Origin of the sequence: Aquimarina aquimarini (genome assembly GCF_900299535.1) — a bacterium.
Taxonomy (GTDB): domain Bacteria; phylum Bacteroidota; class Bacteroidia; order Flavobacteriales; family Flavobacteriaceae; genus Aquimarina; species Aquimarina aquimarini.
Map to the genome: position 1 here is coordinate 119662 of NZ_OMKE01000007.1, position 14035 is coordinate 133696.

General features: G+C 32.6%; 11 protein-coding genes. 8 read left to right on the forward strand and 3 right to left on the reverse strand.

The features are described 5' to 3' along the window. Window positions 1–213: 213 nt before the first annotated feature. The 5 genes from argS to DG508_RS20940 all read left to right on the forward strand — a co-directional run bounded on the left by argS (window position 214) and on the right by DG508_RS20940 (window position 5656). Complete coding sequence (argS, locus tag DG508_RS02880; RefSeq protein WP_108866691.1) at window positions 214–1992, forward strand: arginine--tRNA ligase; 1779 nt, start codon at window positions 214–216, stop codon at window positions 1990–1992. A gap of 146 nt (window positions 1993–2138) precedes the next feature. Then, on the forward strand, window positions 2139–2609 hold the full coding sequence (locus DG508_RS02885) for a GNAT family N-acetyltransferase (RefSeq protein ID WP_108866692.1): 471 nt from the start codon (window positions 2139–2141) through the stop codon (window positions 2607–2609). A 237-nt stretch (window positions 2610–2846) separates the two neighbouring features. Beyond that, window positions 2847–4175, forward strand: a complete 1329-nt coding sequence (ffh, locus tag DG508_RS02890) for a signal recognition particle protein (protein ID WP_108866693.1) — start codon at window positions 2847–2849, stop codon at window positions 4173–4175. Between the two features lie 43 nt (window positions 4176–4218). Continuing rightward, entirely contained in the window at window positions 4219–5103 is an 885-nt protein-coding gene (locus DG508_RS02895; RefSeq protein WP_108866694.1) for a bifunctional 5,10-methylenetetrahydrofolate dehydrogenase/5,10-methenyltetrahydrofolate cyclohydrolase, read from the forward strand. A gap of 385 nt (window positions 5104–5488) precedes the next feature. Beyond that, on the forward strand, window positions 5489–5656 hold the full coding sequence (locus tag DG508_RS20940) for a hypothetical protein (RefSeq protein ID WP_159090625.1): 168 nt from the start codon (window positions 5489–5491) through the stop codon (window positions 5654–5656). Between the two features lie 71 nt (window positions 5657–5727). Here the strand turns inward: DG508_RS20940 and DG508_RS02900 are convergent, their stop codons facing one another. The 3 genes from DG508_RS02900 to rho form a co-directional block, all read right to left on the reverse strand. Continuing rightward, the gene (locus tag DG508_RS02900) at window positions 5728–6891 is read right to left on the reverse strand and encodes an SH3 domain-containing protein (RefSeq protein ID WP_108866695.1); all 1164 of its coding nucleotides are present in this window, start codon (window positions 6889–6891) and stop codon (window positions 5728–5730) included. A gap of 564 nt (window positions 6892–7455) precedes the next feature. Then, window positions 7456–8127 (reverse strand): peptide-methionine (S)-S-oxide reductase MsrA, encoded by a 672-nt coding sequence (gene msrA, locus DG508_RS02905; protein ID WP_108866696.1) that lies wholly within the window; start codon window positions 8125–8127, stop codon window positions 7456–7458. Between the two features lie 175 nt (window positions 8128–8302). After that, window positions 8303–9976 (reverse strand): transcription termination factor Rho, encoded by a 1674-nt coding sequence (gene rho / locus DG508_RS02910; protein ID WP_108866697.1) that lies wholly within the window; start codon window positions 9974–9976, stop codon window positions 8303–8305. Between the two features lie 192 nt (window positions 9977–10168). Between rho and DG508_RS02915 the strand changes: the two genes are divergently transcribed. The 3 genes from DG508_RS02915 to DG508_RS02925 all read left to right on the forward strand — a co-directional run bounded on the left by DG508_RS02915 (window position 10169) and on the right by DG508_RS02925 (window position 14035). Then, on the forward strand, window positions 10169–10576 hold the full coding sequence (locus DG508_RS02915) for a DUF4293 domain-containing protein (RefSeq protein ID WP_108866698.1): 408 nt from the start codon (window positions 10169–10171) through the stop codon (window positions 10574–10576). Between the two features lie 180 nt (window positions 10577–10756). After that, window positions 10757–11746, forward strand: a complete 990-nt coding sequence (locus DG508_RS02920; protein WP_108866699.1) for a hypothetical protein — start codon at window positions 10757–10759, stop codon at window positions 11744–11746. Next, window positions 11747–14035: a hypothetical protein gene (locus DG508_RS02925; RefSeq protein WP_108866700.1), complete on the forward strand. Its 2289-nt coding sequence runs from the start codon at window positions 11747–11749 to the stop codon at window positions 14033–14035.

Sequence of the window (14035 nt, forward strand, 5' to 3'; positions counted from 1 at the left end):
CTGATTTTATAAAGCATATTGTTAATTAATTGTTGTTAGGTATAAACCTGATTCTTCATAGATTATTCATCAGAATTGATATGATATTAGCATAAGAATTCTAACTTTCTTATACAATTGCCATGTGTTTTTTTAGAGCATGATGAATGATTATAAAACACATAGTACTACAGTGTAAATTCTCTTATCTTTGCAGCTTAAATTTTTAAGAAGATGAGTGTACAAGAAGTCATTTCGGGAAAAGTAAAAGAAGCAATACAACAATTGTATAGTGCTCAATTAGAATCTGTAGAATTACAAGCTACCCGAAAAGAGTTTGAAGGAGATATTACAGTAGTGGTATTTCCAATGTTACGAGTAGTAAAAGGAAATCCTGTTCAGATAGGAGAGTCAGTTGGTCAATATTTGGTAGAACACGTAAAGGAAATTGATAATTATAATGTGGTAAAAGGCTTTCTGAATCTTGTAATTTCTGACTCGTATTACTTTAGTTTTTTTGCAAAAACTAAAAATGATAAAAAGTATGGATTTGTCACGCCTTCTGAAAATGATAAAGCAACGATGGTAGAGTATTCTTCGCCAAATACAAACAAACCGTTGCATTTAGGTCATATTAGAAATAACTTATTAGGGTATGCTGTTGCAGAGATTATAAAAGCGAGTGGAAAAAGAGTATATAAAACTCAGATTATAAATGACAGAGGGATACATATTTGTAAGTCTATGCTAGCATGGCAAAAATATGGTAATGAAGAAACCCCTGAATCTACTGGTTTAAAAGGAGATAAGTTGGTAGGTAACTACTATGTGAAATTTGATCAGGTGTATAAAGAGCAAATAGCTCAACTGATAGGTGAAGGAAAAACAGAGGAAGAAGCAAAAAAAGAAGCACCAGTTATTATAGAGGCTCAGGAGATGCTGAGAAAATGGGAGGCAGGAGATAAGGACGTAGTGCAATTATGGCAAATGATGAATGGATGGGTGTATGATGGCTTTGATCAAACTTATAAGGCTCTGGGGGTAGATTTTGATAGCTACTATTATGAGAGTGATACATACTTGCTAGGTAAAAATAATATTGAAGAAGGGTTGACTAAAGGTGTTTTCTTTAAAAAAGAAGACGGATCTGTGTGGTGTGACCTTACAGATGAAGGACTTGATGAGAAATTAGTGTTGCGTAGTGATGGTACAGCAGTATATATGACTCAGGATATTGGAACAGCCATTCAACGAGTAAAAGATAACCCTGATATAGGGGGGATGATTTATACTGTAGGTAATGAGCAAGATTATCATTTTAAAGTATTGTTTTTGATTTTGAAAAAACTAGGATATGATTGGGCGCAGTATTTACATCATCTTAGTTACGGTATGGTCGATTTGCCTAGTGGTAAAATGAAAAGTAGAGAAGGAACTGTGGTTGATGCAGATGATCTAATCATAGAGATGGCAAAGACAGCAGGTGATATTTCTAAAGACCTTGGTAAACTAGAAGGGTATACTGATGAAGAGAAAAAAGAGGTGTATCGTATTATAGGACTAGGAGCTTTAAAATATTATATTTTAAAAGTAGATCCCAAAAAACGTATTCTCTTTAATCCTGAGGAATCTGTAGATTTTCAAGGTAATACAGGGCCTTTTATACAATACACCTATGCAAGAATTCAAGCGATTTTGCGTAAGGCAGATTTTGATTACAGTAAAGATATTTCTACAATAGTATTGAATCAGAAAGAAAAGGATGTTGTCAAGTTGTTAGAATCTTACCCAGAAATAATACAAAATGCAGCAGACGACCTTAGCCCTGCAATAATAGCCAATTATACATATGATTTGGTGAAGGGTTATAATTCTTTCTTTCAAAACGTACCAATATTTGGAGCGGACTCAGATGATGAAAAAATATTTAGAGTACAGCTTTCAGATGTGGTAGGTCGTACAATTAAATCTGCATTTAAACTTTTAGGAATTAATGTTCCTGAGCGCATGTAGTCTTAAAAGTAAGAAATTCTTTAAAATCGATGTTTTTCCTTCAATTAGTGGAAGAATGTCGATTTTTTTTTCCTTTGGTCTAAGTATTACACAAAAATTAAACAGATAAAATGTAATATAGAAGTTGTTTTTTTTATTTTAGTAATATGAATTGTGAAATATCAAGAGCAACAAATCAAGATTTACCATTGATGCAACATTTGTTTTACCAAACAGTAATCACCTATGGTGCAATGATATTTACCAAATCTGAAATTAAAATATACTCACGATTAGCTGTAAATAAAGCATATTGGCAAAATAAGTTTGAAAAAGACTTTGTGTATAATGCTAAACTAAATGGTGAAATCGTAGGGTCTTTCTCAATGGATAAAAAAGGGAATATAGAATATATTTTTGTACATATGAATTATCACGGTAGAGGTATTGCTGCCGAATTGTATAAAACTATCGAAGAAATAGCAAAAGACTTAAATATTGTTACTCTTACAGCAAAAGTAAATTTAATGACTCAGCCATTTTTTAAGAAAAAAGGATTTGAAATTGTTAAGAATGCTGTAAAAGTTGTAGGTGGAGAAGAGGTTGTAAGTTATAGTGGTATCAAGCACCTTCAATAACCTATAACCATAAATTGAGATTCCTTTTTGTTAGAGTAACAGTTTTATCATATTTGTTCAAAGATATTTACAACACTACTTTTTTAAGAGATAATAGATTCTCTACATCATAATCAAGAACAAATCATAGGATTACTTCTATAATTCTATAATTGCATCCTTTATTTATACACTTCAAATTCTTAAATTTGCACGATCTATTGATAAAGATAGTGTTTTGAAAATACGAGAAAATATATGTTTGATAATTTAAGTGATAAGTTAGATAAGGCCTTACATATTTTAAAAGGGCATGGGCAGATAACAGAAGTAAATGTTGCTGAAACCCTTAAGGAAGTGAGAAGGGCATTAGTTGATGCTGATGTAAATTATAAAATTGCTAAAGAATTTACGGCAACGGTAAAAGAAAAGGCGTTAGGACAAAATGTTCTAAAAAGCTTGAAACCGGGGCAGTTAATGGTAAAACTCGTTAAGGATGAATTGACAGAATTAATGGGGGGAGATGTTGCAGGAGTTGATCTGTCTGGAAATCCATCGGTAATATTGATGTCTGGATTACAGGGATCTGGTAAAACCACATTTTCTGGTAAACTAGCTAATTTTCTTGCGACTAAAAAAACTAAAAAACCACTTCTTGTAGCATGTGACGTTTATAGACCAGCTGCAATTGATCAGTTACATGTAGTTGGTGAGCAAATTAATGTAGAGGTATTTAGTGATAGAGGAAATAATGATCCTGTTGCTATTGCCAAAGCGGGAGTTGCTCATGCAAAAGCCAACGGATTTAATGTAGTTATTATTGATACAGCAGGACGTTTGGCAGTTGATGAAGTCATGATGACAGAGATTGCAAATATTCACAAAGCGATTACACCCAATGAAACGCTATTTGTTGTTGACTCTATGACAGGGCAAGATGCGGTAAATACAGCAAAAGCTTTTAACGATGTATTGAATTTTGATGGTGTGATTCTTACCAAACTTGATGGAGATACTCGAGGTGGGGCGGCAATATCAATAAAATCTGTAGTCAATAAGCCGATTAAATTTATAGGTACTGGAGAAAAAATGGAAGCGATAGATGTGTTTTATCCTTCTCGTATGGCTGATCGTATCCTAGGAATGGGAGATGTAGTTTCTCTTGTAGAAAGAGCCCAGGAACAATTTGATGAAGAAGAAGCTAGGAAATTACAAAAAAAAATTGCTAAAAACCAGTTTGGGTTTGATGATTTCTTGAAACAGATTCAGCAGATCAAAAAAATGGGGAACATGAAAGATCTGATAGGTATGATTCCTGGTGCAGGTAAGATGATGAAAAATATGGATATAGATGATGATGCTTTTAAGCATATTGAAGCTATTATTCATTCTATGACTCCAGAAGAGAGATCAAAACCTCAAGTTATCAATTCAAGTAGAAAAAAACGTATTGGTAAAGGATCAGGTACATCGATTCAGCAAGTAAATCAATTGCTAAAGCAGTTTGATCAGATGAGCAAAATGATGAAAATGATGCAGGGTAGTGGAGGAAAGCGAATGATGCAGATGATGGGTAAAATGAAATAAATATAATTAGTAATCATAAAAACTAAAGGTAACTCTAGGGGGAATGGAAATATTAGACGGAAAAAAAGTAAGTAACGATATCAAAAATGAAATAGCTGCTGAGGTAGAGAAAATGAAAGAGCGTGGTGAAAAAGTACCACATCTAGCAGCTGTATTAGTAGGTAATGATGGAGCTAGTTTAACCTATGTTGGGAGTAAGGTGCGGGCTTGTGAGCGAATAGGTTTTGAGTCTACTTTGGTCAAAATGCCGAGTACTACTAGTGAAGTAGAATTGTTGGCAAAGATCAAAGAATTAAATGAAAATGATGATATTGATGGTTTTATAGTGCAGTTACCATTGCCGCCACAAATTGATACGCAAAAAGTATTGCTAGCAGTAGATCCAGATAAAGATGTAGATGGTTTTCACCCTATGAACTTTGGTAAAATGGCATTGGATATGTCTACTTTTATTCCAGCAACTCCATTTGGTATTCTTGAATTATTAGAACGATATAGTGTTGATACCAAAGGAAAGCATACTGTTGTTATAGGGCGAAGTCATATTGTAGGAAGACCTATGAGTATCCTAATGGGAAGAAAAGGATGGCCAGGTAATTCAACCGTAACATTGACGCATAGCCATACAAAAAACATTACTCAGATTATTTCTCAGGCAGATATCGTAATCTCTGCATTAGGAGTGCCTAATTTCTTAAAAGCAGAAATGGTTAAAGACGATGCAGTAGTTATTGATGTAGGTATTACTAGGGTTCCAGATGAATCAAAAACAAAAGGATATCGAATTGTTGGAGACGTAGATTTTGAAAATGTAAGTAAAAAATCATCTTTTATTACTCCAGTTCCTGGAGGGGTAGGGCCAATGACAATAGCAATGTTGCTTAAAAATACATTGTTGGCAAGAGAAAGGCACCGTAATAACGCGTAGTTCGTTTTAAAATATTTTTTTATCATAAAAAGGCTCTGTTATTTATATAGCAGAGTTTTTTTTGTGCCTTATCGGTGTATGATAAGGCTATATGAAGGTTGTGGGGAGGGGTAGATTTCAATATTGTGGAGATGGCTGGTAGTATAAGAATATAAATAAGTACAGATATAGTTTTAATGTTCAATTTTTGATAAATGGATTTTAGGCTATTTGTTATAGGAGGCATGTGAGTTTTGTAAAGAATGGTTTTTAAATAGAATAGTGGAGGTAAAGAGGAGGACGGTCTTTGTTATGTGTAAGAGATGAGTTTTGTTCTATGTTGTAGAATTTGATTTTGGGAGGGCTTGTCACGAAATTTGAAAAATAGTTTTCAGTTGGATACATCATGAACTTGTTTGATGATTTAGCTTTGGGATGTATTGCTAAACGAATAATGAATTATTCTGAAGTATGTGTTGATAAACCTGGAAACTTGTATGGTACGTCTAATATAGAGAAAGAGCGGTTTAAACTGAAAGAAGAAGTAATGAAAAAAACGCCAGAACTTATATAATATAAGCCCTGGCGTTTATTTGTTACATTTATATTTTGGTGATTATAAAATGTATTGTATTGTTTTAAATTTTAGTTATTGAAAGCATCAGCAGATATACTCTCTTCTTTGTTACCAGTACTATATCCACTTCCGTTAGTAAGAAGGTCAAGTGCTAAGTTATAAGAAGGTACATTGATTCCTTTAGATGTTTTAACAGTGTTAAAGTCTAAGATTTGCTTACTTTCTTCATATAAAGCATTCTGAGTAAAAGTTCCGTATTTTTTACCATCTTTAGTAGTTTCTTTCCAGTCTCTACCATAAGCTATTTTAAGGTAATATTCTCCTTCAGGAACGTTTCTTATAAACTGAGTCGTATTTGAGTTGATGTATGTAATACGAACTAACTCATCGTCAGATTTGGTTTTACCCATTTTGTACATCTTGATAACCACTTCAGTATTTTTTCCTACTTTAATTTTTAAGTAGTTATCTAACTTGTAGTCAAACTTCCCTTTGAAATTAAATGATTTTGGAGTAGCACCAGATTTGTATGTCTTTTTCTCCCAGCTAGAGTATTTATTTTCTCTAGATACTTCGATAGAAGCTGGTTTAGCTGAACTTGTGTTAGAAGAACTATTGCTGCTAGATCCATATGATGGTGTTGTAGATTCGATAGGATTTGAAGCGACATTAGATCCTCTTGCGGCTCTTTTGTTAGCTTCTTCCACAGCTTTTCTTGTTTCTTCAGTATCAGCAAGAGCTCTTCTTGCTGCAGCGTCTTTAGATCTAGATGCGGCTTCAGCATCAGCAATAGCTTTTGCTGCAGATGCTTCTGCTTCTCTTTTTAAACGTTCTGCATCAGCGATTGCTCTTCTTGCTGCTTCTTCAGCAGCTCTTTTTGCTGCTTCAGCTTTGGCAATAGCTTGTGCTGCTGCTTGTTTTGCTGCTTCTCTTTTTGCAGCTGCTTCTTGTGCGGCTCTTTCCGCGTCTGCTATTCGGCTATCTTCCGTTAGTAACTTACTAAGTACAAAACCATTCATTTTTTTGAATTGTATTGCACTCCAGTCTCCATAACTAGAACTCATAACGTATACCTGAGTTCCTTGAGGAACTTCGGCAATAGTGTTAAACTGTAGACCTGGACCACTTCTTACTTCTAGTTTACCAGAAGACATTAAGTATTGCCCATCCTGCGCATGAGCAGACGAAAAAGTAATCACCAAAAGCAGAATAAATGTAAAAATAGACTTCATATTGCTTGTTTTTAAGTAGATTGGGTTATAATTTTCAAATTTTTATATTACTGTTTTCTAAAATTTTTATAAAAAAACATAATTTACCGTCAATAATTGAACTTCAAAAAAAATGCCAAAGTTAATTAACTCTTATTTTTTGCTTTAATATATCTTGCTGTAAGACGTATAAATAATCATTTTTTTAAAGAACAATTCGTGGTTTAAATAGCTGTTTTTCAGGTTACTAGTGCTTTTTTGTTTTAGTAAAACTTCAATATTTACTATTAAAATACTGAAAAGAAAACTATTAAATCAGAATCAAAAGTAATGTTTTAATATGAAAAACACAACTTGTTTTCATTTTATTTACATAAAAATAACATTTTTTTTTGTTCAAATTGTGTTTTTCAACGATTTTTTTGAGCACTATAACCGATTTAATATTAATATTTTTTTCTTTTTGTCGGTCTTGTGAGAAATGACTAAACTCTATAGTAAAGTAGCGTTTAAATTTTGTTTTCTTGATTTGTGTATTTGTATTCTTGGTTTAAAGGAAACAATAAAAGAAAATAAGTTATTAGTTTAGTGTTTATTTTTTATAAGATTAGGGTATTTTGTCTGAAATTTCTTCAATCTCGGTATAGATATGTTTCTTATGTATGGGTTGTTAGGGTTTCTTTTTTCGTAATCTTGATGGTATGCTTCTCCTTTCCAGAATTTTTGAAATGGTACTATTTCAGCTGCGATTCTTCTTTTTAATTGTTTTTTTAAAGCTTCTTTTTTTTCAATGATTATTTTTTTTTGTTTTTCATTTTGATAAAAAATAATCGATCTGTATTGTGGGCCATGATCTGGGCCTTGCCCGTTGATTTGTGTTGGATTTTGAGATCCAAAATATACATCTACTAATGTTGAGAAAGTTACTGTTTTTGGATCATAAATTATTTCTACAGCTTCTGCATGACCTGTTCGTCCTGTATTGCTAGACTCATAAGTAGGGTTTTTGGTATGCCCACCTGAGTAGCCTGATATAGATTCTTTTACGCCATGTACGCTTTCGTAAATTGCTTCTACGCACCAGAAACATCCGCTTGCAAAATAAGCCCTCTCTAAGCCGTTTTTGGGTTGAACCTGAACAGGAGTTATGTTTTGTGTAGGGGTGATTTCTTTTTGGTTGTTTTTTGATTGGCTATTGCCTTGGCAACTTGATAGTGTTATTGCAAGGATGCATAATATATATGGTATGTTTTTCATGATAATATGGTTTTAATGATTGGTCAGGCTCTAGGTGTAAAACTTTCAAAATGGTTGATTAAAAAAATAAAGTTAAGGAGAAGGGGTTTGTTTATTCTTAAAGAATAGATAAAATATAAAAGACGACTATCAATGAAGATAGCCGTCTTTTTATAGTATTTATATATGGTATCTCTTACCCGTTCATAGAGATAAGGAACTCATCATTGTTTCTTGTTTGTTTGAAACGATCATTAATAAACTCCATTGCTTCAACAGGATTCATATCTGCAAGGTATTTACGCATTACCCACATCCTTTGGATGGTTGTTTCATCTAGTAAGATATCATCTCGACGAGTACTTGATGATGTAAGGTCGATAGCAGGGAATATTCTACGGTTAGAGATTTTACGGTCTAATTGTAGTTCCATGTTACCAGTTCCTTTAAACTCTTCAAAAATTACTTCGTCCATTTTAGAGCCTGTTTCTGTTAGTGCTGTTGCGATAATAGTTAACGAGCCTCCGTTTTCTATATTACGAGCAGCCCCAAAGAAACGTTTTGGTTTATGCAAGGCATTGGCATCAACACCACCACTTAGTATTTTACCACTAGCTGGTTGTACTGTGTTGTATGCACGAGCAAGCCTAGTGATAGAGTCTAATAGTATTACAACATCATGCCCACACTCTACTAATCTTTTTGCTTTTTCAAGTACGATGTTGGCTACTTTAACATGCTCATTGGCTTCTTTGTCAAAAGTAGAGGCAACAACTTCTCCTTTTACGTTACGTTGCATGTCTGTAACTTCTTCTGGTCTTTCATCTATAAGTAAAATCATTTGGTATACTTCTGGATGATTGGCTGCAATTGCATTGGCAACATCTTTGAGTAACATGGTCTTACCTGTCTTTGGTTGTGATACAATCATACCGCGTTGCCCTTTTCCTATTGGGGCAAAAAGATCCATGATTCGTGTAGAGATCGTACTTTGTCTTTCTGCTAGGTTAAATTTTTCTTGAGGAAATAGAGGAGTAAGGTGTTCAAAAGAAACTCTATCTCGAACTACTTGTGGATCAAGGCCGTTAATTTTGTTTACTTTGATAAGAGGGAAATATTTTTCTCCTTCTTTAGGAGGGCGTACTTGTCCTAATACAGTATCTCCTGTTTTGAGTCCAAAAAGTCTTATTTGAGATTGTGATACATAGATATCATCTGGAGATGATAGGTAGTTGTAGTCACTTGATCTCAAAAACCCGTATCCATCCTGCATAATATCAAGTACACCTTCACTTTCTATAATTGCATCAAATTCAAAATCGGGTTCTTTATAGCGATTTCTGTTATCGCGATTCCCGTTTTCTTTTTTGTTATTATTATTGTTTCGAGTTTTGTTTTGTTGAGGTTTGTTGTCATTACCTCTGTTTCGATTTTCTTTTTTGTCTTCTCTGTTTTGTTGCGGTCTGTTTTTTTCGCCTTTGTCATTGTCTTTGACAACAGTTTTCTGAGAAGTAGTCTTTTGAGGTGTAGTTGTAGCTGGAGCTGGGGTTGTTTCTTCTTTAACCTTGCGCTCTTTTGTTGGTTTTACCTCTTTAGGTGTTGTGTTTTCAGTATTTTCAGTGTTTTCAGACTTGCGTGTGCGTGGTCTTCTTTGTCTAGTGTTGGGTTTAGGCTTTTCAGAATCTTTCTTTTCTGAAGGTTCCTCAGTAATCACTTGTTTTACTTTGCTAGGGTTCGTTGCCTGATAATCTAATATCTGATATACTAGATCAAGTTTTTTTAAGGTACGAAATTTAGGTACGTTAAGGTTTTTTGCAATTTCTTGCAATTCAGGAAGCTTTTTTGCTTTTAGTTCAGAAATTTCTAACATTTAAATGTGTTATATAATTTTAGATTTAAATTTTCTAAAGAAGAATTCTAGGAAAATTTTATTTTCGAAGGTAAGTAACCTCATTTGAGAAGGTTACATATTTTGAGATGCAAGTATACGACTTTATTTTTAATTATTTACACAATTATAAAAAGAAACTCTTATTTTTGCTTTTTAGTTATAAGAAAATTAATGTTACAAAGAATTCAAACCATATACCTTTTATTGGCCACTATAATTTCAGGAGGTCTTTGGGTGTATTTACCATATGGATTAGATCAAAATGGACTAGAGCTTTTTGCGATAGGTAATCCATTTCTTTTGGCACTCTTTATAGGGTCGGCGGTCTTATCTTTTATTTCAATATTTTTATTTAGAAACAGAAAGCTTCAATTTGTATTGGGGCGTATCAATATCTTATTAAACTTTATTTTACTAGGAGTATTTGTTTATTGGTCTCTAACATTACCTGGAGGATCTGATCCTGTGAAGGGTATTGGGAAATTCATACCTATTATTTCTATCGTTTTATTAGTGATGGCCAATAAGGCTATTAAAAAGGATGAAGATCTCGTAAAATCTGTAGATCGATTGCGATAAACCTAAAATCTTAGTAGTATTAGTGCGTTAAAACCCAGAGTATGCCAACTCTGGGTTTTTTTATGAAATGATTTTGGATATAAATTTGAAAAAGGGGTAATTTGCTATAGATACAAATATGATATGCTAAGAAGAAAATATATAAAAAGTATCCTGCTGTTGTTAATAATACAGGTATGTATGTCATGTAATAATTCTTCATCTAATGATATTAGCTTTTATCATTGGAAAACAAATCTTGATCTTACTGATGAAGAAGCTTTGTTGTTTAAAGAGGTAGGAGCTAGAAAATTGTATTGTAAGTTTTTTGATGTTTCGTGGGTAGCATCAGAAAATGAAGCATATCCCAAAGCCACTATTCAGTTTCATAAAATAGATACAACCTTAATAAAAGAGATTGTTCCTGTGGTGTATATTACTAATGAGGTGTTTGAGAAGGTGAAAGTTTCTGATGATGTTACAAAATTGAGCTATCAGGTATTAGAAAAGATAAAGAGGTTGTATGATTCAAATTTGAAAAACGATTTTTTGATTAAAGAAATACAGTTTGATTGTGATTGGACACAAAATACACAAAAAGTATATTTCAATTTTTTAAATCAAATAAAGGAGTTGGATTCCTATAAGGAACTTGAAAAACCTTTAATTTCTGCTACGCTAAGACTGCATCAGATAAAATATAAAAACAAAACAGGAATTCCTCCTGTAGATAAAGGAGTGATTATGTTTTATAATACAGGGCGTGTTTTTGATATAAAAGAAGAAAATTCTCTACTATCTCTTAATGAAGTAGCAAAGTATACTGGTAAATTGGCTGAGTATCCTTTACAGTATGATGTAGCCTTGCCTACTTTTTCGTGGGGTGTTGTGTTTAGAAATAATTCTTTTTTGGGATTGATTAATGATATAACAAAAAAGGATTTGAATGATGATTTTGAATATAAAAACGGGTATTATGAGGTAAAAAAGACGACTACTCTCAAATCTACCTTTTTGTCATTAGGAGATAAAGTACGGTTAGAGCAACCTACAGAAAAAGAATTGATTTTATTGGTAAAACAAATTAGAAAGTTGTCATCAAGATCTGATTATACAGTGATTTATTATCATATAAATTCTAGTCTTAGTAAGAATTTGGGAGGTAAAACTCTACAAAAAATAATAAACTAAATGAAAAGTTTTTTTGTTTCTTGGCTACTTGTGTTAGCCTGTGCTTTTAGTTCTAATGCAATGAGAGGTCCAGTGTTTTGTGGAGGGGGAGAGTGGTATTATGCAGATGAATATTACCAGATTGTAGATAAGCACCTGCTCACAGACCCATCGTTATCTTCATTTTTGTATTGCCCAGAAGATCATTTTTGCGAAGATAGAGATAAGAAAGGAGAGAATGATAATATTGTAGAATGGAGAGCCTATTTAGAAAATGCTTTTAGTATTAAAGAGCTTATTGCTATAATAAATAAGTCTACAATTGATCAAATAGTTAAGATTGTTGAGCATAAGGATAAAACATATGATGCTAACTTGAACTTACTAAGCCAGAAGAAGAAAGAAAGCTTCTTGCGGTATTTGCTTTTTGCAAAAAAAACAGAAAATATTCAATCAGGTTCTTCAAATTACAATTCATGGTACCAAGGTGAAAATGAGAATCCTATAGCTTTTGATAAAGAAGAGTTGTTGGAAGAAGCTTTGGAATTGTATAAAAAGAAGAATGATTCTTTTGTAAAAAACCGATTTGCCTTTCAAATTATACGGTTATGTCATTATTTAGGGCGGAATCAAGATGCGCTAAATGCTTTTGATTCTTATTTGTCATATGATGTATCTTCTCGTTATATTTTTTACCGTTCATTAGAGCAAAAAGCGGGAGTATTGTATAATCTTAAGCAAATAAAGGAAAGTGCTACTTCTTTTGCAAAAGTCTATCGCGAATTGCCAGATAGAAGAGAGTATTGCTCATTGAGTCTTAGGATGTTGATGCAATTAGCAAATGCAGACTCTAGAAACCTTATAGATAATGCATACGATAGAGATAGCGAGATGTTTCGTTTTTTTAATGTGTTTTATGGAGGAGATAATGATCTTGCTGAAGCTGAAAATTTGATAAAAATCAACCCTAATTCTCCTTATTTAGAAGTGATTGTTATGCGAGTAATAGAGCAATTACAGCATGATCTCTTTGAGGTTTTATCTATTACTAGTGAGCATCAATATAGTTTTTATGCTACTACAGAATATGATGCTAAATTTATAAATAAATTAGAAGGAATAGTAGAGAAGCAATCAGGAACTCATGCTGTAAAGAATAAAGAGTTATGGCAAATATTTTTAGGTTTTGTGAAAATATATGAAGGTAAAACTGGTGAAGGAAGCGCTGTTCTGCAAGAAATCCCTAAAAGTTCTAAGTACTTCTCTCAAGCACAACAATTGTTATTTGTTTCAAAGGTTTTAAAAATAGATGCGAAAATTGATAGAAAAGAATTAGATTCTTTATATCAGGAAAGTCAGCATAATTCTCATTTGAATAAGCAATGTTATGACTTTTTTATAAATAGAGTTGCAAAAGCATATTACACAAATCAAAATACAATCTTAGGTGTTTTGATGACACAAGGAGATATAGAAAAAAGAGATCATTTGTCTGAAATAGCAATAAATGCTTTTCAGCAGTTTTTGGATATCTCTGATAAAACATCTTTTGAGAAATATCTGTTGACAGTATTGCCTGCAGATCCGCAGAGTTATATTAATGAGATGCGAGGAACTTTCTTTTTTAGATCAAATAGATTACCTGAAGCAATTGAGCAATATGAATCTATAAAAAAAACAAGTCCATATTACGGTAAAGGTATAAGAGGAGCAATTTTTTCTGGAGCTATACGAGAATACTTTGATAGAGATTTTAGTATACAATCAGATCAAATACATGCACAGTATAAAGACTTGTTTTCAGGAAATGAGATTGTAGATGAATATCATAAGGATGATAAACTGGCACTAGCAAAAATGTTACTTAAAATAGAAAAATTGGCAAATGATTACCCAGATAAGGCTGGAGAGTATTATTATATGTTGGGCAATGCATGGTATAATCTAAGTGAAAGAGGTTGGTTTCCTTATGCTCTTAACTATTTTTATAATGATGATCGATATGAACTGGAATATAATAGTCCTACTCTTAAAGATTTAGTAAATTATGAAGCTGTGCAACATGCTGATTTTTATTATAAAAAAGCATTACAGACAAGTACGAATAAAGAAATCAAAGCCAAGGTGTTATTTATGTTAGCAAAGGTTAATCCATGTTATGATATAACAGGGAGTTATGGTAACTATAAATTTGAGTTGTGTGAAGAGCATTTGGGGTATTTTAAAACACTATCGCAAGAATACTCAAAAACTCAATTTATGAGTGAGGTTATACAAGAATGTGCTTATTATAGATATTACATCAATTAA